General features: G+C 69.9%; 17 protein-coding genes. 3 read left to right on the plus strand and 14 right to left on the minus strand.

Going from position 1 to position 18195, the window contains the following annotated elements; genetic code table 11:
- The first annotated feature begins 14 nt into the window (after nt 1–14).
- Complete coding sequence (locus tag GHC57_RS10440) at nt 15–833, plus strand: exodeoxyribonuclease III (RefSeq protein ID WP_170294823.1); 819 nt, start codon at nt 15–17, stop codon at nt 831–833.
- A gap of 244 nt (nt 834–1077) precedes the next feature.
- Here the strand turns inward: GHC57_RS10440 and GHC57_RS10445 are convergent, their stop codons facing one another.
- The 7 genes from GHC57_RS10445 to GHC57_RS10475 all read right to left on the minus strand — a co-directional run bounded on the left by GHC57_RS10445 (nt 1078) and on the right by GHC57_RS10475 (nt 7872).
- Nucleotides 1078–1329, minus strand: a complete 252-nt coding sequence (locus GHC57_RS10445; RefSeq protein ID WP_153343917.1) for a DNA gyrase inhibitor YacG — start codon at nt 1327–1329, stop codon at nt 1078–1080.
- A 65-nt stretch (nt 1330–1394) separates the two neighbouring features.
- Nucleotides 1395–2393 carry an oligopeptide/dipeptide ABC transporter ATP-binding protein gene (locus GHC57_RS10450; protein ID WP_153343919.1) on the minus strand — a complete coding sequence of 333 codons (999 nt, stop codon included), beginning with the start codon at nt 2391–2393 and terminating at the stop codon, nt 1395–1397.
- Entirely contained in the window at nt 2390–3373 is a 984-nt protein-coding gene (locus GHC57_RS10455) for an ABC transporter ATP-binding protein (protein WP_153343921.1), read from the minus strand. The genes GHC57_RS10450 and GHC57_RS10455 overlap by 4 nt, the downstream gene beginning before the upstream one ends.
- A 3-nt stretch (nt 3374–3376) precedes the next feature.
- Nucleotides 3377–4225 (minus strand): ABC transporter permease, encoded by an 849-nt coding sequence (locus GHC57_RS10460; RefSeq protein ID WP_153343923.1) that lies wholly within the window; start codon nt 4223–4225, stop codon nt 3377–3379.
- Nucleotides 4218–5189, minus strand: coding sequence for an ABC transporter permease (locus tag GHC57_RS10465; protein ID WP_153343924.1), 972 nt, complete (start codon nt 5187–5189; stop codon nt 4218–4220). The genes GHC57_RS10460 and GHC57_RS10465 overlap by 8 nt, the downstream gene beginning before the upstream one ends.
- 36 nt (nt 5190–5225) lie before the next feature.
- Nucleotides 5226–6758: an ABC transporter substrate-binding protein gene (locus GHC57_RS10470; RefSeq protein WP_153343926.1), complete on the minus strand. Its 1533-nt coding sequence runs from the start codon at nt 6756–6758 to the stop codon at nt 5226–5228.
- A 79-nt stretch (nt 6759–6837) separates the two neighbouring features.
- Nucleotides 6838–7872, minus strand: a complete 1035-nt coding sequence (locus GHC57_RS10475) for a P1 family peptidase (protein WP_153343928.1) — start codon at nt 7870–7872, stop codon at nt 6838–6840.
- Between the two features lie 278 nt (nt 7873–8150).
- On the opposite strand from GHC57_RS10475, the gene GHC57_RS10480 reads away from it, so the two are divergent.
- Nucleotides 8151–8354, plus strand: a complete 204-nt coding sequence (locus GHC57_RS10480) for a hypothetical protein (protein WP_153343931.1) — start codon at nt 8151–8153, stop codon at nt 8352–8354.
- Nucleotides 8355–8995: 641 nt separating this feature from the next.
- Nucleotides 8996–9337 (plus strand): helix-turn-helix domain-containing protein, encoded by a 342-nt coding sequence (locus GHC57_RS10485; RefSeq protein WP_246152253.1) that lies wholly within the window; start codon nt 8996–8998, stop codon nt 9335–9337.
- A gap of 201 nt (nt 9338–9538) precedes the next feature.
- On the opposite strand, the gene GHC57_RS10490 is transcribed toward GHC57_RS10485, so the two are convergent.
- From GHC57_RS10490 to GHC57_RS10520, 7 genes are all read right to left on the minus strand, one after another.
- Entirely contained in the window at nt 9539–11221 is a 1683-nt protein-coding gene (locus tag GHC57_RS10490) for a methyl-accepting chemotaxis protein (protein WP_153343933.1), read from the minus strand.
- A gap of 290 nt (nt 11222–11511) precedes the next feature.
- Nucleotides 11512–12210, minus strand: coding sequence for a phosphate regulon transcriptional regulator PhoB (phoB, locus tag GHC57_RS10495; protein WP_153343969.1), 699 nt, complete (start codon nt 12208–12210; stop codon nt 11512–11514).
- A 31-nt stretch (nt 12211–12241) separates the two neighbouring features.
- Nucleotides 12242–12985: a phosphate signaling complex protein PhoU gene (phoU, locus tag GHC57_RS10500; RefSeq protein WP_153343935.1), complete on the minus strand. Its 744-nt coding sequence runs from the start codon at nt 12983–12985 to the stop codon at nt 12242–12244.
- A 35-nt stretch (nt 12986–13020) separates the two neighbouring features.
- A complete protein-coding gene (gene pstB / locus GHC57_RS10505) occupies nt 13021–13854 on the minus strand; it encodes a phosphate ABC transporter ATP-binding protein PstB (protein ID WP_153343937.1) in 834 nt (277 codons plus the stop codon).
- Between the two features lie 5 nt (nt 13855–13859).
- Nucleotides 13860–15215, minus strand: a complete 1356-nt coding sequence (pstA, locus tag GHC57_RS10510) for a phosphate ABC transporter permease PstA (protein WP_153343939.1) — start codon at nt 15213–15215, stop codon at nt 13860–13862.
- Nucleotides 15216–15272: 57 nt separating this feature from the next.
- Nucleotides 15273–16739, minus strand: coding sequence for a phosphate ABC transporter permease subunit PstC (pstC, locus tag GHC57_RS10515; protein ID WP_153343941.1), 1467 nt, complete (start codon nt 16737–16739; stop codon nt 15273–15275).
- Between the two features lie 187 nt (nt 16740–16926).
- Entirely contained in the window at nt 16927–17949 is a 1023-nt protein-coding gene (locus GHC57_RS10520; RefSeq protein ID WP_170294824.1) for a substrate-binding domain-containing protein, read from the minus strand.
- Nucleotides 17950–18195 lie beyond the last annotated feature (246 nt).

Here is an 18195-nt window from a genome sequence, read left to right on the forward strand (position 1 = left end):
ACCCGGCCCGCCGTGTGACCCTCGTCCGCCTCGCCACCTGGAACGTCAATTCGGTTCGCCGCCGTCTGCCCCAGCTCTTGCGCCTGCTGGAGGAGACGGCGCCCGACGTGCTGTGCCTGCAGGAGATCAAGGTTCGCGACGCCCTGTTCCCGGCCGAGGAAATCGCGGCCATGGGCTATCCCCATCAGGCGGTCTATGGGCGGCCCGGATACAACGGCGTCGCCATCCTGTCGCGGCACCCGTTGGACGGCATCCGCCGCCAGGACGTCCGGGGCCAGCCGGACGCCCGGCTGATCCTGGCCCAGGTACCGGCGCTGGATCTGGACATCCACTGCCTGTACGTGCCGGCGGGCGGCGACGTGCCGGACCCCGAGGCCAACCCGCGCTTCGCCGACAAGCTGGCGTTCCTGGACGATCTGGCGGAGTGGTACGCGGGCTGGTTCGGCCGTCTGGACCGCATCGTGCTGTGCGGCGACTTCAATGTGGCCCCGCTGGAGCGCGACGTCTGGGACCACAAGCGGCTGTCCCGCGTGGTGACCCATACTCCGGTGGAGATCGAGCGGCTGGGCCGGCTGCGCTCCAGCCTGTTGTGGGTGGATGCGGTGCGCGCCCAGGTGCCCGACGATCAGCCGGTGTTCACGTGGTGGAGCTACCGCGCCGGCGACTGGCGCGCGGCCAACAAGGGCCGCCGCCTGGATCACGTGTGGGTGACGCCGCCGCTCGGCCCGGCGCTGGCGGGATGGGAGGTGCTGCACGAGGCCCGGGACTGGCTGCCGCCCTCGGACCATGCGCCCCTGATGGTCACGCTCGACCTGTCGCGGGCGGGGGCGTGAGATCGGCCGACGGAAAGGTTCATCCTTTTCGTCGGCCGACCGGCCCGACTGGGCCGGCGCCCTCGGCGCCGCACCGCGGCGCCGTTCTACAGATGGCCGCACTTGGGCGGCCGGGGCGGCGGAGCCGCGCGCCCCAAGGGGGCGCTGCGGCGATAAAAATAAAGACTCATCCTGACAGGTCGCCGGGGCGACCCCGCGTCGCAGGAGTGATCCTCATCATCGCGGGGTATGAGACCGGCCGGGTTCAGTCCTCCCGCGTCGTGTCGGCATCCCTCAGCGCGTCGGCCATGGCGTCGGGGTCGGCGGGCTCGTGCCCGGGCACCACGTAGCCGCCCCCCAGCCAGCGCGACAGATCCACGTCGGCGCAGCGCTTGGAGCAGAACGGCCGGTAGCGCGCCGTCGTCGCCTTGCCGCAGACGGGGCAGGCCGCCGCCGTCAGGCGGGCCGCAACCGTCTTGGCGGACGCGCCCGCATCGTCGGAGTCGTTCGAGGGCATGGCCGCCATCCTTCGCACCGTGAGAGGAACTCCTCCCCTTCCCCTAGGCAACACGGGGGACGGGATCAACCCCCCATGACCTCCCGCGCCCGGAAACAGGCGGCGGATCGGCCCGGCCCCACCGGCTCCAGGGTGGGCACGGCGCGGGCGCAATGGTCCACCGCCCACGGGCAGCGCGCCCGGTAGACGCAGCCATCGCCCGGGCGGACATCCTCGGGCGGTGGCGGCGCGCCGGCATGGCGCGCGCGGGCGCGGCCCTCCCACGCCGCCTCGATCCGGGGCACGGCCGCCCGCAGCGCCGCCGTGTGCGGGTGCGCGGGGCGGCTGAGCACCGCCTCGGTCGGGCCGGTCTCGACCGCATGGCCGTGGACCATGACCAGCACCCGCTCGGTGACGTGGCGCACAACGTCCAGGTCGTGGCTCACGAACAGCAGCGCCAGACCCCGCCGCGCCCGCAGATCCAGGAACAGGTTGAGGACCTGCGCCTGCACCGAGACATCCAGCGCCGAGACCGGCTCGTCCGCCACCACGAGATCCGGATCGGTGACCAGCGCCCGGGCGATGGCGATGCGCTGGCGCTGCCCGCCGGAGACCTGGTGCGGGTAGAGGTCCAGGGCCTCCGCCCCCAGGCCCACCGCCGCCAGCGCCTCGGCCACGCGGGCGCGGCGGTCGGCGCGCGGTACATCGGGCGCCAGTCCCGCCAGCGGCTCGGCCACGATGCGGGCCACGGTCCAGCGCGGGTCCAGCGAGCCCATGGGGTCCTGGAACACCATCTGCACGCGCCGCCGCAGCCGCCGCAGCGCCATCCTGGGCAGGGTGTTGGGGTCATGGCCGGCGATGTGCACCCGGCCGGCGTCGGGCGGTTCCAGGGCGGTGACGAGGCGCGACAGGGTGGACTTGCCGCAGCCGCTCTCACCCACGATGCCCAGGCTCTCCCCGCGCGCGAGGTCCAGCGAGACCCCCGCGACCGCCCGCACCGTGCCCGCCGGGGCCAGCGGGTGGCGTCGGGGCAAGGGATAGGCGCGCACCACGTCCCGCACCGCCAGCAGGGCCGGTTCCGTCATGCCGGCGGCTCCACCGGGTGGTGACAGGCGGCCCGATGGCGGCCGCCGGGCTCGCCCGCCAGAACGGGGCGCGTCCGGCAGACCGCATCGGCCCGCGCGCAGCGGTCGGCGAAGGCGCAGCCGGGCGGCCGCGCCCCCGGCGGCGGCACCACGCCCGGGATGGCGGCGAGCGGCTGGCCCGGCCGGCCCCGGTCGTGCTGCGGCCGGGCCGCCATCAGCCCGGCGGTGTAGGGGTGGCGAGGCGCGGCCAGCACGCGGGCGGTCGGCCCCGTCTCCACGATGCGACCGGCGTACATCACGGCCATGTCGCGGGCGGTTTCGGCGACCACGCCCAGATCGTGGGAGATCATCAGCAGCGCCAGCCCCTCGTCGGTCACCAGATCCAGGATCAGGTCCAGGATCCGCGCCTGCGTGGCCACGTCCAGCGCCGTGGTGGGCTCGTCGGCGATCAACAGCGCCGGTCCACAGGCGACCGCGATGGCGATCACGGCGCGCTGGCGCTGGCCGCCGGACAGGGCGTGCGGATAGCTGTCGGGCGACACCCGCGCCGGGTCCAGGCCCACGCGGTCCAGCACCGCGCGGGCGTGCTCCCGCGCCGCCCGCCGCGACAGGCCCAGGTGATGGCGCGGCCCCTCGGCCACCTGATCGCCGATGGTGCGCACCGGGTTGAGCGCCGTCATCGGCTCCTGGAACACCATCGCCATGCGCCGCCCGCGCAGGGCGCACAGCCGGCGCTCGGACGCGGTCAAGAGGTCCTCGCCGTCCAGCAGGACGGAACCGCCCGCCCGCAGGCCGGCCGGCAGCAGCGCCATGACGGCGAGCGCGGTCAGCGACTTGCCGCAGCCGCTCTCGCCCACCAGACCGAGCGCGCCGCCCCGGTCCAGGGTCAGCGAGACGCCGTCCAGCAGCGGCGCAGGCGGCGCGCCGGGGGCCGCGCCGGGGCGGGTCACGGTCAGGTCCCGGATGTCCAGCAGCGCCATGGCTCAGCCCCCCTCCCGACGGGTTTCCAGGCCGGTTTCAAGACGGGGATCCAGGCGGTCTCGCAGGCCGTCGCCCAGCAGGTTCAGCCCCAGGACCGTGAGCACGATCGCCAGCCCGGGCAGCACGGCAAGGCGCGGCTCAAGGAACAGAAAGGTCTGGGCCTCGTTCAGCATGCGGCCCCAGCTCACCTCGGGCGGCTGGCTGCCCAGGCCGAGATAGCTCAGCCCGGCCTCGGCCAGGATGGCGAGCGCGAACTGAATGGTCGCCTGCACGATCAGGGTGCCGGCGATGTTGGGCAGGATGTGATCCAGCGAAATGCGGGTGCGGCCGCGCCCGGCCAGTCGCGCGGCCTGGATGAAGGGCCGCTTCCACAGCGGCAGGGCCGCGCCGCGCGCCACCCGGGCGAACACCGGGATGTTGAACAGGCCGATGGCCAGGATGGCGTTGATCGCGCCCGGCCCCAGCAGCGCGGTGATGAGCACGGCCGTCAGCAGGGCGGGAAAGGCGAAGGCGAGGTCGTTGAAGCGCATCACCGCCTCGTCGATCCAGCCCCGGCGCGCGGCGGCCAGCAGGCCCAGCGGCACGCCGAGACCGACTCCCAGCCCCACCGCCACCACGGACACCGCGATGGACACGCGCGCGCCGACCATCAATTGCGACAGCGTGTCGCGGCCGAAGTGGTCCGTGCCCAGGGGATGGGCCGCGCCGGGGCCGCTCAGCTTGTTGGCGACATCCATCACCGTCGGGTCGTGCGGCGTCCAGACCAGCGAGACCAGCGCGGTCAGGATGACCACGGCCGCGATGGCGGCGCCGATCCAGCCGGCGGCGCTGAGGCGGCGGGGGCTAGCCATGCCGGCCGCTCCCGGCCCCGGCGCCGTGGCGCAGGCGCGGGTCCAGCAGGGCATAGGACAGGTCCACCAGGAAGTTGACCACCCCCACCGTGGCCGCCAGCAGCACCACCACGTCCCGCACCACCACAAGGTCGCGCTGGCTGATGGCCTGGAACACCAGCCGTCCCACGCCCGGCAGGTTGAACACGTTCTCGATGATGATGGTCCCGGCCAGCAGGAACGAGAACTGAAGCCCCATGATGGTGACCACCGGGATCATGGCGTTGCGCAGGCCGTGGCGCCACAGGGCCTCGCCCCGGCTCAGGCCCTTGGCGCGGGCGGTGCGCATGTAGTCCTCGCCCAGCACCTCCAGCACGGCCGAGCGCGTGACCCGGGTCAGGATGGCCGCCTGCGGCAGGGCGAGCGCGACCGCCGGCATCAGCAGCGCGGCGAGGCCCGCGCCCAACCCCGCGTCCCAGCCCGGAAAGCCGCCCGCCGGCAGCCAGCGCAGCGAGACGGCGAACAGCAGCACCAGCAGGATGCCGAGCCAGAAGTTGGGCACCGCGATGCCGATCTGGCTGGCGCCCATGATGGCGGTATCCGTGATCCGGCCGCGCCGGGCGGCGGCCAGCACACCCAGCGGCAGGGCCAGCGCCACCGCCAGCGTCAGGGAGAGCAGGGCGAGCGGGCCACTCACCGCCAGCCGGGGCAGCAAGAGTTCGCTGACCGGCACGTCATAGGTCAGGCTGTCGGCGAACCGTCCGCGCAGCAGGTCCCCGATCCAGGTCAGGTAGCGCCACAGGGCGGGCTGGTCCAGGCCCATGCTCTCGCGCAGGGCGGCGAGGGTGTCCTCGCGCGCGTTCACCCCCAGGATCAACAGCGCGGGGTCGCCCGGCAACACCTCCAGCACGCCGAACACCAGCAGCGAGGCGGCGAGCAGGGTGAGCGCCAGGGCGAGGGCGCGTTTGACGAGGAACCAGGCCATGGGGTGCCTCTGGGCGGACGGGCCGGGCCCGCCGCCCTAGTCGGTCCAGCGCACGCCGGTCAGGTCGTTGGCCTGCACCGGGCTGTCGTGCCACAGGCCCTCAAGCCGCGCATCCCAGACCCCCTGCTTGGGCAACTGGAACAGGAAGCCGTTGGCCGCGTCCTCGGCCAGGATCGTCTGGGCCTTGCGATACAGCGCGGCGCGGGCATCGGGATCGACCGTGGTTTCCAGGGTCTCGATGACGGCGTCGAAGTCCGGATTGTCGTACCCGAAGTAGTAGTCGTCGCGGGCATAGATGTCGATGTCGAGCGGCTCGGTATGGGCGACGATGCTCAGGTTGAAGTCGTGCCCCCGAAACACCTGCTCCAGCCACTGCGCCCACTCGACCGGAATGATCTCCACATCGATGCCGACGGCCTTCAACTGGGCCGCGATCATCTCGCCGCCGCGCCGGGCGTAGGAGGGCGGCGGCAGGTGCAGGGTCAGCGACAGGTCGCCCGGGCCGAGGCCGGCCTCGGCCAGCAGGGCCTTCGCCGCGTCGGGATCATGCGGATACATCCCCGTCAGGTCCACATGGGCCGGGTGGTGGGGCGCGAAGTGGCTACCGATGGGGGTGCCGTTGCCGAACATGGCGCCGTCGATCAGGGCCGGCCGGTCGATGGCGTGGCTGATGGCGCGGCGCACCCGCACATCGTCCAGGGGCGGCCGGCGGTGGTTCATGGCCAGGATGGTCTCGCCCTCGGTGCTGCCGATGACCACGCTGAAGCGCGGGTCGGACTCCAGCGTCACCAGACCTTCGGGGGCCGGGAAGTTGGCGTAGGCGTCCGGGTTGCCGGACAGGATGCCGGCGAGCGAGGCCTGCGGGTCCGGCATGAAGCGGAAGGTGGCGCGGGCCAGCGCCGGGGCCTCGCCCCAATAGGTGTCGGACCGGGCCAGCTCGACGCGGTCGCCCTGCACCCACGCACCGAAGCGGAAGGGGCCGGTGCCGATGGGGTTGACCGTGTTGGTGCCCGCACTTTCGGGGGCCACCATGACGGCGTCGCCCCAGCCCAGGTTGAACAGGAACCGGCCCTGCGGATGGGACAGGCGCACGATCAGGGTGTGGTCGTCCCTGGCCTCGACGGCGGCGATGGCCTCGAACAGGCCCTTCTGGGCGTTCACGCTGTCCTCGGCGCGGGCGCGGTCCAGGCTGAACACGGCGTCCGCGGCGGTGAACGCGGTGCCGTCATGGAACGTCACACCCTGGCGCAGATGGAAGGTGTAGGTCAGGCCGTCGTCGCTGACCGTCCAGCGCTCGGCCAGGGCGGGACGCACGGCGCCGTCCGGGCCGATGCGGGTCAGGCCCTCGAACACGTTGGCGTAGACCACCTCGTCGATGGCCCCGGCGGCCCCGGCGGTCGGGTCCAGGTGCGGCGGCTCCAGCACCATGCCCATGACCAGCGCATCCGGCGGCGCGGCGCGGGCCGGGGTCGGGGCGGACTGGGCGGCGACCAGCGCCAGGGCGCCAAGGACGGCGGCGGTCAGGGCGGCACCGGCGCGGGCCGGGCGACGGACAGGTGACAGCGGCATGCGGGAGTCCCCCCCGGAACGGTGAGCGGGCCGGATGGCCCGGGGCCGAAGTGCGGGGGACTTTAGGGATCGGACCCGCCTACGGCAAGCCAAAGCGGGTCTTGTACCCTGGGCAGGAGTCCAGGGCGGCGGCCTCGTACACCCCCCGCGCCACGGCGCGGGCCACGCAGTCCGCCGCCGCCATGCCGCACCGGGCGAGCGTCCGCAGGGGATCGTCACCCAGCGGCACCCGCCCGGTGGCGAGCGCGAACACGGTGTCGCCGTCCAGCGGGGAATGCACCGGGCGCAGCGCGCGGGCGAGGCCGTCCTGGGCCATGATGGCGACCCGCCCGGCCTGGGCCTTGGTCAGGGCGAGGTCGGTGGCGACCACCACCAGCGTCGTATTGGCCCGCTCGGGCAGGGTGAAGGCGAAATCCGTGGGGCCGGGGGTCGGATCGTCCGGGGCGGGGCGGGCGCGCGGGCCCAGTTCGCCGTCCACCGCCCACGGCCAGGCCCAGAACGCCGGGCTCTCGCCGATGGTCGCCCGGCCCATGCTGTTGACGGCGGCGAGCGCACCCACCGTGGCCGGGGCGCCCGCCGCGCCGGCCTCGGGCAGCACCAGGGACGCGCTCCCCAGGCCGCCCTTCAGGTCGCCGGCCGTCGCTCCGTAACCCGCGCCGGCATTGCCGAGGGCGACGGTCTCCCCGGCGGCCTCGCAGGCGGCGCGGCCCAGGTCGGCATAGGGCGGGCGGTCGCCCCAGGCCTTGTCGCCGCCATTGAGCAGATCGAACAGGATCGCCGACGGCACGATCGGCACCACCGCCTCGCCCACGCGGAAGCCGATGCCGCGCGCCGCCAGCCAGCGGGTCACGCCGCCGGCCGCCTCCAGTCCGAAGGCCGAGCCGCCGGACAGCACCAGGGCGTGGACGGCCTCGACCGTGTTGACCGGGTCCAGCAGGTCGGTCTCGCGCGTGCCCGGCCCGCCGCCCCGCTGGTCCACCGCCGCCACCGCCGGGGCATCGGGCAGGATGACGGTGACGCCGGTGCGCGCGCACGGGTCGTGGGCCTGCCCCACGCGAAGGCCCGGCACGTCGGTCAGCAGGTTGCGGGCGCCGGGGCGGAGCGGGGTGGACATCAGCGAGATCTCCCGAGTGACAGAAACGGCGTGGCGGGGTCGCCGGATAAACCTTTTGGTGCTCGTGTTGGGGTGGGTGTATACTTGGCAGTGCGCGTTCCATTATGGTGAAGCGCCGACCGGAGTGGGGTCGACCCAAGAAAAAAAAGAGGCTCAAACCGAGATATTCCCTCAAGGCGGGCACGGATACCGCCGAGGACACCGTCTGGCCCGGGCCGCCCCATCACGGGCGGTTGGGCCTGGATCCGGGATCCCCGGCCGGACGGGAGGACAGCTCCGTGCGAAACGAGGATCAAATTGACACGCGCGATGGTTCCACGGAACCCGTGATCCGGGCAGACGGGCCCGCCGGCTTCTCCGACACCCTGACCCAGGCCGCCACCGTGCTGCGAACCGGCGCCCTTGGCCGCGCCATCCGTCCCGCCGACCGAAAACGTCTGCAGCGGGTTGCAGCCTTTCTTGATTCGCTTGCAGTACAATGACATACAACCCCGGCGACACGGGGCGTGCCGGGCCGAGCAGGCGGGGCGGACCCCTGCGGATCGGGTGTTTCCCGTGTCCCGTGATCCGGCGCCCGGTGTGTTGGCATGGCGTGTGCTATGAATACTATCGCCAGACGGCGCTTGCGTCGAATGGCCGCGCGAGCGGTGGGGGTTCCTGGACGGTGCGCCGCGTCCCGCCGGGATGGCGCGTCCGTGGAACAGGACCGATCGGTCCGGATCTCCGCCCGAATACACAGTGGATGACGTTCCGATACATGCGTAAAGAGGAGGTGCTGACGCAACACACCGAATCCAAGAACCGAGGGGTTGTATTTGGCTACGAACCAAATCGCCCTCAAATCGTGCAGGTTGGCAACTGTTTTAATCTGTGCGAAGTTTCACCTTGCGACCGAGGGTCGCATTGGTCTTTAAATGGTGCACAGGTCATAAGGTCGCGCTCATCGCGACCCGGGACCTGACACATTTGTACAGGGGACATCCATACCATGATGGCTTCAGAAGAGGTACGCGACGGTCGCCGTCGGCGGGCCGCATCGATTGATGGTCCCGACCCGATCGATATTCACGTTGGCCAGCGTATGCGTTTGCGCCGGACCATGCTTGGCAAGAGCCAGGACCAGATGGCCCGTGCTCTTGGCGTCAGCTTCCAGCAGGTTCAGAAATACGAACGCGGGACGAACCGCATCAGCGCGAGCCGTCTGTTCGACGTGTCGCGGTTCCTGAACGTGCCGGTGAGCTATTTCTTCGAGGACCTGACCCGCGACGCCGTCGCCGCGCGCGACGAAGAGGTCAAGGTTCAGTTCGCGGGGGCGGACGACGTCGATCTGGGTGACGACGACGATCCGATGAAGCGGACGGAATCGCTGGAACTGGTCCAGACCTACTGGCGCCTGCCCAGCGACGTGGTGCGCGGTCGCGTTCTTGAGATGCTCAAGAGCCTGGTGCGCAGCACGCCGGAATAGGCGTCGGTCAGATCACCGCCGCATCTTCGGAGCGGCGGTTCCGGACCCCGACCTGCATGGCCGGCGGCCCGCGATCCTGTACGGTCGCGGGCCGCGGTCGTTTCGTGCCAGGCATGGCACGAACCTTGGAGGTGCTGCCGGCCGGTCCCCGCCCATCCGTGACGCCCCTTTCTCATGGGCGCCCGGCGCAGCAACACCGCCCTACCCCTGCCGCACGCGCGCCAGGAACCGTTCCACCTCGCGCGCCAGGATGTCGGCGTTTTCCGCAAGGTTGCCCGCGGCGTCCCGCACGTCCGCCGAGGCCCGCCCGGCATCGCCCGCCGCCTGACTGACGCCCTGGATGTTCGCGGTCACCTCGCGCGCGGCGTCGGAGGTCTGCTCGACGTTGTGGGCGATCTCGCGCGTGGCCGCCGACTGCTCCTCCACCGCCGAGGCGATGGACTGGCTGATCTCGGCGACCTGGGCCACCACGTCGCCGATGCCCTGCACGGCCTGGACCGCGGACTGCGTCTCAGTTTGCACGCCGCGGATGCGCGCGGCGATGTCGCCGGTCGCCTGGGCCGTCTGGGTGGCCAGGGTCTTGACCTCGTTGGCCACCACCGCGAACCCCTTGCCGGCATCCCCCGCCCGGGCCGCCTCGATGGTGGCGTTCAGCGCAAGCAGATTGGTCTGATCGGCGATGTCCGTAATCAGCTTGACCACCTCGTCGATCTTGTCCGCCGCCGCGCTCAGCCCTTCGATCTGCCGGTTGGTCTGGGTCACCTTGTCGGTGGCGTCCATCGCGATCGCGCTGGCCTGGGTCACCTGACGGCTGATCTCCTGGATCGACGCCGACAGTTCCTCCGTCGCCGCGCTGACGGTCTGGATGCCGGAGCTGGCCTCCTCGGCCGAGGCCGCCACGGTGGTGGCCTGGTTGCCCGTCTCCTCGGCGATCGAGGCCATGCTGCCCGCCGTCGCCTGCATCTCCGTCGCGGCGCTGGACACCGTTTTGACCACGTGGCCGACGGCGCCCTGGAAATCGTCGGCCATCTGGAGCACCACGCGGCGGCGCTCCTCCTCGGCGCGCTGTTCCTTCTCGGCCTGCTCGGCCCGCAGGCGCTCCACCTCCAGCGCGTTGTCCTTGAAGACCTGGACGGCCGTGGCCATCGCGCCCAGTTCATCCCGCCGCTCGGTGTCCGGGACCGTCACGTCCAGGCGACCCCCGGCAAGAGTCGCCATGGTGCTGGTGAGGTGCTTGAGCGGTCCGGTGATGCCGCGAATCACGAAGAACGCCGCCAGAACGGCCACGACCAGCGCAATGGACGCGACCCCCACGAGTTTCAGGCCGTTCCGGATGGCGGTCGCGTCCACGTCGCTGACGTAGACCCCGGTGGCGATGAACCACCGCCAGGGGTCGAACGGGGTCGCCCAGGACACCTTCGGTTCCGGTGTCGTCTGGCCGGCGCGGGGGAAGCGGTAAGAGACCGACCCGCCGCCGGCCTGTGCGGCCGCGATCATGTCCGCGACCATGCGCTTGCCGTCCGAGTCCGTCAGGTCGAGTTTGCTGGTCCCCTCCCACTCCGGTCGCGGTGGCATGGCCATCGTGATGCCGGAATAGTCGTACACGAAGACATACTCGTTGCCGCCGGCATAACGGATGGCCCGAATGGCTTCCAGGGCCCGGGCCTGCGCGGTTTCAACATCCAGTTCGCCCTGCTCCGCCTTCTCATGGTAGTTGGCGATAATCGCGCGGGCGGATTCTGCAATGGACCGGACCTGAGCGGTGCGCTCCGCCATCAACTCCTGTCGGCTGAAGACGACGGCGAGCCCGATCGTCACCAGAAGACCAACAAAGGCGATGAGAGTAGGAAACCAGATCTTGATCGTGATTCGCGTGTTTTTCATGACTAGGACGCCCCCTTTGTCCCGCCCTGAGTGTTGACGCCGGGCAATGAAGCGTCAAAATTGAGCGGCGATGGATTTCTTCACGTGCGAAGTATATCGTTTCCAGGACAGAAAGGCATGACGCCTCTCACAAAACCGTCATATTCAAACGATGGCGCGCGGTTATCCTGATCGGCGATGCACCGGACGCATCCGGCTCCTCGCCTCCGCCGCTGGGCACAGCAAAAAGGGTGCCAAGCCATCGGCCGGGCACCCTTTGGAGCATCACGAATGAGAGAGGGGGGGGAGGGTCAGACCACCGGAACGCTGGCGTCCAGGGCGTAGCCGGCGGCGCGCACGGTGCGGATCAGGTCCACCTCGTCGGGCGCGTTCAGGGCCTTGCGCAGGCGGCGGATGTGCACATCCACGGTGCGGGGCTCGACATAGATGTCCGGGCCCCACACCGCGTTCAGCAGCGCCTCGCGCGAGAACACGCTGCCCGGGTTGTGCATCAGAAAGCGCAGCAGGCGGAATTCGGTCGGCCCCAGGTGGACATGCCGACCGGCGCGGGTCACCCGGTGCGCGCCCAGGTCCATGACCACGCCCTCGTATTCCAGCAGCCCCTTCGGCTGGGACGGCTGCACCCGGCGCAACTGCGCCTTGACGCGGGCCAGCAGTTCGGGGACCGAGAACGGCTTGGTGATATAGTCGTCCGCCCCGGTGTTCAGGCCGCGCACCTTGTCCGACTCCTCGCCGCGCGCGGTCAGCATGATGATGGGCACGGTGCGGTCATCGGCCTTGCGGCGCAACTGGCGGCAGACCTCGATGCCCGAAAGCTGGGGCAGCATCCAGTCCAGCAGCACCAGATCCGGTTCGCTCTCGGCGAAGACCGTCAGGGCCTCCTCGCCGTCGAGCGCCTCGCACACCCGGTAGCCTTCCTTTTCGAGGTTGTAGCGCAGCATGGTGACCAGCGCGGCCTCATCCTCGACGATCATCACCAGGGGCTTCATCGTCTCCATGGTCCCTCATGCCTCCAGCGGCTCAAACCTGTGGGTCCGGCAGGCTGCCGGGATCGGGCAGGAAGTCCTCGCCCCGGGGCCGGGTCTCGCGCAGAGGCCGGCCCAGCACCAGGTAATGCACCATCTCGGCAATGTTGGTGGCGTGGTCGCCGATGCGTTCGATGTTCTTGGCGATGAACATCAGATGCGAGCAGGCCGTGATATTGCGCGGATCTTCCGACATGTAGCTGACCAGCTCGCGGAACAGGCTGGTGTGCAGCGCGTCCAGGTCCTCGTCGCGGTGCCAGACGGCCACGGCGCGGTCCACGTCCCGCTCCACATAGGCGTCCAGCACCTCCTTGACGATCTCCTGGGCCAGCCCGAGCATCCGGGGCAGCGCCGCGACCACGCGCACGGGCGGCGACTGGTTGACCACCATGGAGCGCTTGGCGACGTTGGCGGCGTAGTCGCCCACCCGCTCCAGGTCGCCGGCGATGCGCAGCGCGCCCACGATCTGGCGCAGGTCCTCGGCCACCGGCTGGCGCAGGGCCAGCAGGCGGATGGCGTGGTCCTGGATGTCCTGCTCCAGCACGTCCACGTCCACGTCGCGCGCGGCGACCTCGGCCGCCAGCACGCTGTCGCGCCGGATGAGGGCCTGCGCGGCCCCCGCAAGCTGGGCTTCAACCACGCCGCCGGTGCGCACGACCGTATTGGACAGTCGCTCAAGTTCCGCGTCGAAGGACCGAACGGTGTGATCGTTCGGCCCAGGCGCCACCGTCAATGCCATGATCCTGTCCCCTGCGGCCTGCAGAGCCGCTCTCCCTAGCCGAACCGGCCGGTGATGTAGCCCTGGGTCAGCCTGTGTTCCGGATTGGTGAAGATGGTTTCGGTATCGCCCATTTCGACCAGATTGCCCAGATGGAAGAAGGCCGTGCGTTGCGACACCCGCGCCGCCTGCTGCATGGAGTGCGTCACGATCACGATGGTGTAGTTGGCGCGCAGTTCGTCGATCAGCTCTTCGATCTTGGCGGTGGCGATGGGGTCGAGCGCCGAGCAGGGCTCGTCCATCAGGATCACCTCGGGGCTGACCGCGATCGCGCGGGCAATGCACAGGCGCTGCTGCTGGCCGCCGGACAGGCCGGTGCCCGGGGTGTCCAGGCGGTCCTTGACCTCGTTCAGCAGGCCGGCGCGCTCCAGGCTGGAGTGGACGATCTCCTCCAGCTCGCTCTTGTGCGAGACTAGGCCGTGAATGCGCGGGCCATAGGCCACGTTCTCGAAGATCGACTTGGGGAACGGGTTCGGCTTCTGGAACACCATGCCGACGCGGGCGCGAAGCTGCACCACGTCCACCTTGCGGTCATAGACGTCCTCGCCGTCCAGGCGGATGTCGCCGGTGACGCGGCAGATGTCGATGGTGTCGTTCATGCGGTTCAGGGCGCGCAGGAACGTGGACTTGCCGCAGCCCGACGGGCCGATGAACGCCGTCACCTCGTTGGCGGCGACATCCAGGCTGACGGACTTGATGGCCTGCTTCTCGCCGTAGAACACGCTGACGTCGCGGGCCGCGACCTTGATGTCCGACTCCAGGATGGGCTTGCCGACCGTGGTGTCCGGATAGCCGTGGTCCTGCTCGGAGTCTTTGGTCTGAACGTTCATGGCTGTCACCACTTTCTCTCGAAACGTTTGCGCAGCAGGACGGCCGCCGCGTTCATGAAGATGAGGAAGCCCAGCAGGCACATGATGGCCGCCGAGGTCCGTTCGGTGAACCCGCGTTCTGGACTGTCGGACCATAGATAGATCTGCACCGGCAGAACGGTCGAGGGGTCCATCGGCGATCCCGGGATGTCCACCACGAAGGCGACCATGCCGATCATCAGGAGCGGCGCGGTCTCGCCCAGGGCCTGGGCCATGCCGATGATGGTGCCGGTCAGCATGCCCGGCATGGCCAGCGGCAGCACGTGATGGAAGATGCACTGCAGCTTGGAGGCGCCGACGCCCAGCGCGGCTTCGCGGATCGACGGCGGCACCGACTTCAGGGCGGCGCGGCTGGCGATGATGATGGTGGGCAGGGTCATCAGCGTCAGCACCAGACCGCCGACCACCGGCGCCGAGCGCGGCATGCCGAAGAACTGCAGGAACACGGCCAGACCCAGCAGACCGAACACGATCGAGGGCACGGCGGCGAGGTTGTTGATGTTGACCTCGATGATGTCCGTCCAGCGGTTCTTGGGCGCGAACTCCTCCAGGTACACGGCGGCCGCCACCCCGATGGGGAACGACAGCGACAGCGTGACCAGCAGAGTGAAGAACGAGCCCACGGCCGCGCCCCAGATGCCGGCTAGCTCCGGCTGGCGGCTGTCGCCGTTGGTGAAGAACCAGCGATTGAACGAGGCGTCGATTTCACCCTGACGGACCAGTTGCTGCATGTAGTCGGCTTGGCCCTCCGAAATCAGCCGCTCACCCGGCGGCAGCGTCCAGGGGATGTCGGTGCTGCGCTCGCGGATGACACCCAGGTCCACCGCCGGATCGATGTTGCCCTTCAGCACCTGATCGAACTCGGTGGCCAGCGGCACCCGCACACTAACGCGCTGGCCCACAAGCTCCGGGTTGTCCAGCACCATGTCCCGGATCACGAAGTTGGCCCCGGAACTGACCAGGGCGCGCACATCGCGCCGCGCGCTCCGGCCGGTGGCCTCGGGAAACAGCGAGTACAGGGCGTCGTTGACGGCGGACTGGTAATCGGCCCTGGCCAGCACCTCCGGGTCCCGGTTGCCCTCGGGGTCGATGTCCTGCGGGAACAGGGTCACGTCCAGATGGACCGTATGCTGCACGAAGGCCGTGTAGCCGGTGCCGATGATGGTCGCGAACAGCGTGACCAGCATGGACAGGGCCAGGATGATGGCGATGATGCCGTAGGACTGGAACCGCTTCTCGGCGGCGTAGCGACGCGCCAGCGAGGCCTTCATGCGGTCCATCGCGGGGTTCGTCTGGGTGGGCGGCGCGGTCTGGTCGGTCATGGGGCTTCTCGCTTGCTCGGGCGCGGACTCGGTCGGATGCGGCACGGGACCGGCCCGTCAGTCGTACTGCTCGCGGTACTTGCGGACCACGTGCAGCGCGATGATGTTCAGGCACAGCGTCATGACGAACAGCATCAGGCCGAGGGCGAAGGCGGCCAGCGTCTTGGCGCTGTCGAACTCCTGGTCGCCGACCAGCAGGGTGACGATCTGCACCGTGACCGTGGTCACCGCCTCCAGCGGGTTGGCCGTCAGGTTCGACCCCAGGCCGGCGGCCATGACCACGATCATGGTCTCGCCGATGGCGCGGCTGACCGCCAGCAGCACGCCGCCGACGATGCCCGGCAGCGCGGCCGGCAGGATGACGCGGCGCACGGTCTCGGACTTGGTGGCGCCCAGGCCGTACGACCCCTCGCGCATGGACTGCGGCACGGCGGTGATGACGTCATCCGACAGCGAGCTGACGAACGGGATGATCATGATGCCCATGACCATGCCGGCGGCAAGCGCGCTTTCCGAGGACACGCTGAGGCCGATGCTCTCGCCCACGTCGCGGAAGAACGGCGCCACCGTCAGGGCGGCGAAGAAGCCGTAGACCACGGTCGGGATGCCGGCCAGGATCTCCAGCAGCGGCTTGACCACGGCGCGCACCTTGGAGTGCGCATACTCGGCCATGTAGATCGCCGACAGCAGCCCGATGGGCACCGCGACGCACATGGCGATGAACGAGATCAGCAGCGTGCCCGCGAACAGCGGCACGGCGCCGAACGCGCCGGTCGAGCCCACCTGGTCTTCACGGATGGCCGTCTGCGGGCTCCAGTGCAGGCCGAACAGGAATTCGGTGAACGGGATCTTGCTGAAGAAGCGCAGGGCCTCGAACAGCAGGGACAGCACGATGCCCAGTGTGGTCAGGATGGCCACGGTCGAGCACAGGATCATGAACAGGGTGACCGCCCATTCGACCCGGTTGCGCGCCCGCATGTCCGGAGCGATGCGGCGCCACGCCAGCCCCGCGCCCACGCCGGCGACCCCGACGCCGGCCGCGAACATCAGGATGTAGCTGATGTTCCGGTAGCCCGCATAGTAGTCCGCGACCTCCTGCATGAACGCGGCATGGCCCGCCGACGCGGTGCCGGCCGCCATGTTGCGGATCTCGGTCTGCAGCAGCGCGTACTGGTCGGCGCGCAGTTCGCTCAGATCGATGGTGGTGGCGTCCTGATCCAGGCTCAGCAGCAGCGCCAGCTTGGACTGGCGGATGGTGTCCATGTTGCCCGGATCGGCGATGTTCGCCTGGAAGTAGTCCAGGGCCGCGTTCATGGCCAGCATCGGTTCCAGCGGCAGCCACAGCACCACCAGAACCAGGGCCGGCACGGCGGCCCAGAGGGCGACGAAATGACCGTGGTAGTTGGGCAGGGAGTGCAGCGCCCGGGGATCGCCGCCGCTGCGGGCGATGGCCCGCTGGCGCCCCATGACGAAACCGATCAGCGCCAGAATGACAATTGCGCCGATCACAAGAAGGGTGTCCATGGAATGCGTCCCGTGTCCGTCTTGGCCCCGGCTCGTCCCGGGCTGTCCGCCTGCCGCCGGGCCTTGGTGCCCGGATGACTCTGAAGGGTCCGCCCCTCACGAGACCAGCGACCGGCGCGCAAGGCCGGTCGCTGGCTGTCGGGTCCGCCACGGCGCGCGCCATGGCGGCAGGGCGGAGGCTGAGCCCTTACATGTTGACGTTGTCAACCTTGTTCATGGCCGCATCGCGGTACTTCGCCCGCTCGGCGTCCGGCATCGGGATCAAGCCCTTGTCGGACAGGTAGCCTTCCGGACCCCAGGCGGCTTCCGAGGTGTACTCGGCGACGAACTCTTCCATGCCGGGGATCACGCCCATGTGCGCCGTCTTGATGTAGACGAACAGCGGGCGGGACACCGGGTAGGCGCCGGAGGCGATGTTGTCGAAGGTCGGGGCCTCGCCCGAGATGATGCTGCCGTGCAGCTTGTCCTGGTTCTGGTCCAGGAACGAGAAGCCGAAGATGCCCAGGGCCACCGGGTTGGCTTCCAGCTTCTGAACGATCAGGTTGTCGTTCTCGCCGGCCTCGACGAAGGCGCCGTCTTCACGCAGGGTGAAGGCGCGGGCCTTGAACTCGTCCTTGGACAGACCCTCGCAGGCCTCGAACGCCTCGCAGCCCGGCTCCATGACCAGCTCAAGGAAGGCGTCGCGCGTGCCGGAGGTCGGGGGCGGACCCAGCACCTCGATGTTCTCGTCCGGCAGGGACGAGTCGATGTCGGACCACTTCATGTTCGGGTTGGCGACCCACTCGCCGTCAACCGGCACGTCCTTGGCCAGCGCCAGGAAGATCTGCTCCTTGGACAGCTCGAAGGTCGGGGCCGACTTGGCGTTGGCCATCACGATGCCGTCGTAGCCGACCTTCATCTCGGTGATGGCGGTGACGCCGTTCTGGGCGCAGGTCTCGACCTCGGAGGCCTTGATGGCGCGCGAGGCGTTGGTGAAGTCCGGGTGCTCGACGCCGAGGCCGGCGCAGAACAGCTTCAGGCCGCCGCCGGAGCCCGTGGACTCGACCACCGGGGTCGGCATGCCGGTCTTCTTGCCGAAGGTCTCCGCCACGACGGTGGTGAACGGATACACGGTCGAGGAGCCGACGATGCGGATCTGGTCGCGGGCCTGGGCCACGCCGGCGAAGGCGACGGCCGCCACGGCGCCCAGCAGAATGCTCTTCTTGATCACGAGGACCTCCAAAGTCTGTGTGGGTGTGCCGGGCCGGGGGGCTCCCGACCCGTCCCTGGCGCCCGGCTCATCAGCCGCCGGGATGACAGGGTGGACACGCACCGCGCCCGGGTCTCTCCGGTGGGGCCACCGCCCCGGGTCGCGGATTTGGCGCGACCCTACTCAGGGACAGCGACTCCCTTGTGACAGCACGATGAAAGTTTGGTTACAGCCGCGGACGATTGGCGGAATGATCCGGACCGGCGA

This window comes from Roseospira navarrensis (assembly GCF_009601025.1).
GTDB classification, from domain to species: Bacteria; Pseudomonadota; Alphaproteobacteria; order Rhodospirillales; family Rhodospirillaceae; genus Rhodospira; species Rhodospira navarrensis.

Coding starts and splice junctions, on each gene's coding strand:
- GHC57_RS10445 (WP_153343917.1), bottom strand. CDS start 1,329: ATGCCCTCGAACGACTCCGACGATGCGGGCGCGTCCGCCAAGACGGTT.
- GHC57_RS10450 (WP_153343919.1), bottom strand. CDS start 2,393: ATGACGGAACCGGCCCTGCTGGCGGTGCGGGACGTGGTGCGCGCCTAT.
- GHC57_RS10455 (WP_153343921.1), bottom strand. CDS start 3,373: ATGGCGCTGCTGGACATCCGGGACCTGACCGTGACCCGCCCCGGCGCG.
- GHC57_RS10460 (WP_153343923.1), bottom strand. CDS start 4,225: ATGGCTAGCCCCCGCCGCCTCAGCGCCGCCGGCTGGATCGGCGCCGCC.
- GHC57_RS10465 (WP_153343924.1), bottom strand. CDS start 5,189: ATGGCCTGGTTCCTCGTCAAACGCGCCCTCGCCCTGGCGCTCACCCTG.
- GHC57_RS10470 (WP_153343926.1), bottom strand. CDS start 6,758: ATGCCGCTGTCACCTGTCCGTCGCCCGGCCCGCGCCGGTGCCGCCCTG.
- GHC57_RS10475 (WP_153343928.1), bottom strand. CDS start 7,872: ATGTCCACCCCGCTCCGCCCCGGCGCCCGCAACCTGCTGACCGACGTG.
- GHC57_RS10485 (WP_246152253.1), top strand. CDS start 8,996: ATGGCCCGTGCTCTTGGCGTCAGCTTCCAGCAGGTTCAGAAATACGAA.
- GHC57_RS10490 (WP_153343933.1), bottom strand. CDS start 11,221: ATGAAAAACACGCGAATCACGATCAAGATCTGGTTTCCTACTCTCATC.
- phoB (WP_153343969.1), bottom strand. CDS start 12,210: ATGAAGCCCCTGGTGATGATCGTCGAGGATGAGGCCGCGCTGGTCACC.
- phoU (WP_153343935.1), bottom strand. CDS start 12,985: ATGGCATTGACGGTGGCGCCTGGGCCGAACGATCACACCGTTCGGTCC.
- pstB (WP_153343937.1), bottom strand. CDS start 13,854: ATGAACGTTCAGACCAAAGACTCCGAGCAGGACCACGGCTATCCGGAC.
- pstA (WP_153343939.1), bottom strand. CDS start 15,215: ATGACCGACCAGACCGCGCCGCCCACCCAGACGAACCCCGCGATGGAC.
- pstC (WP_153343941.1), bottom strand. CDS start 16,739: ATGGACACCCTTCTTGTGATCGGCGCAATTGTCATTCTGGCGCTGATC.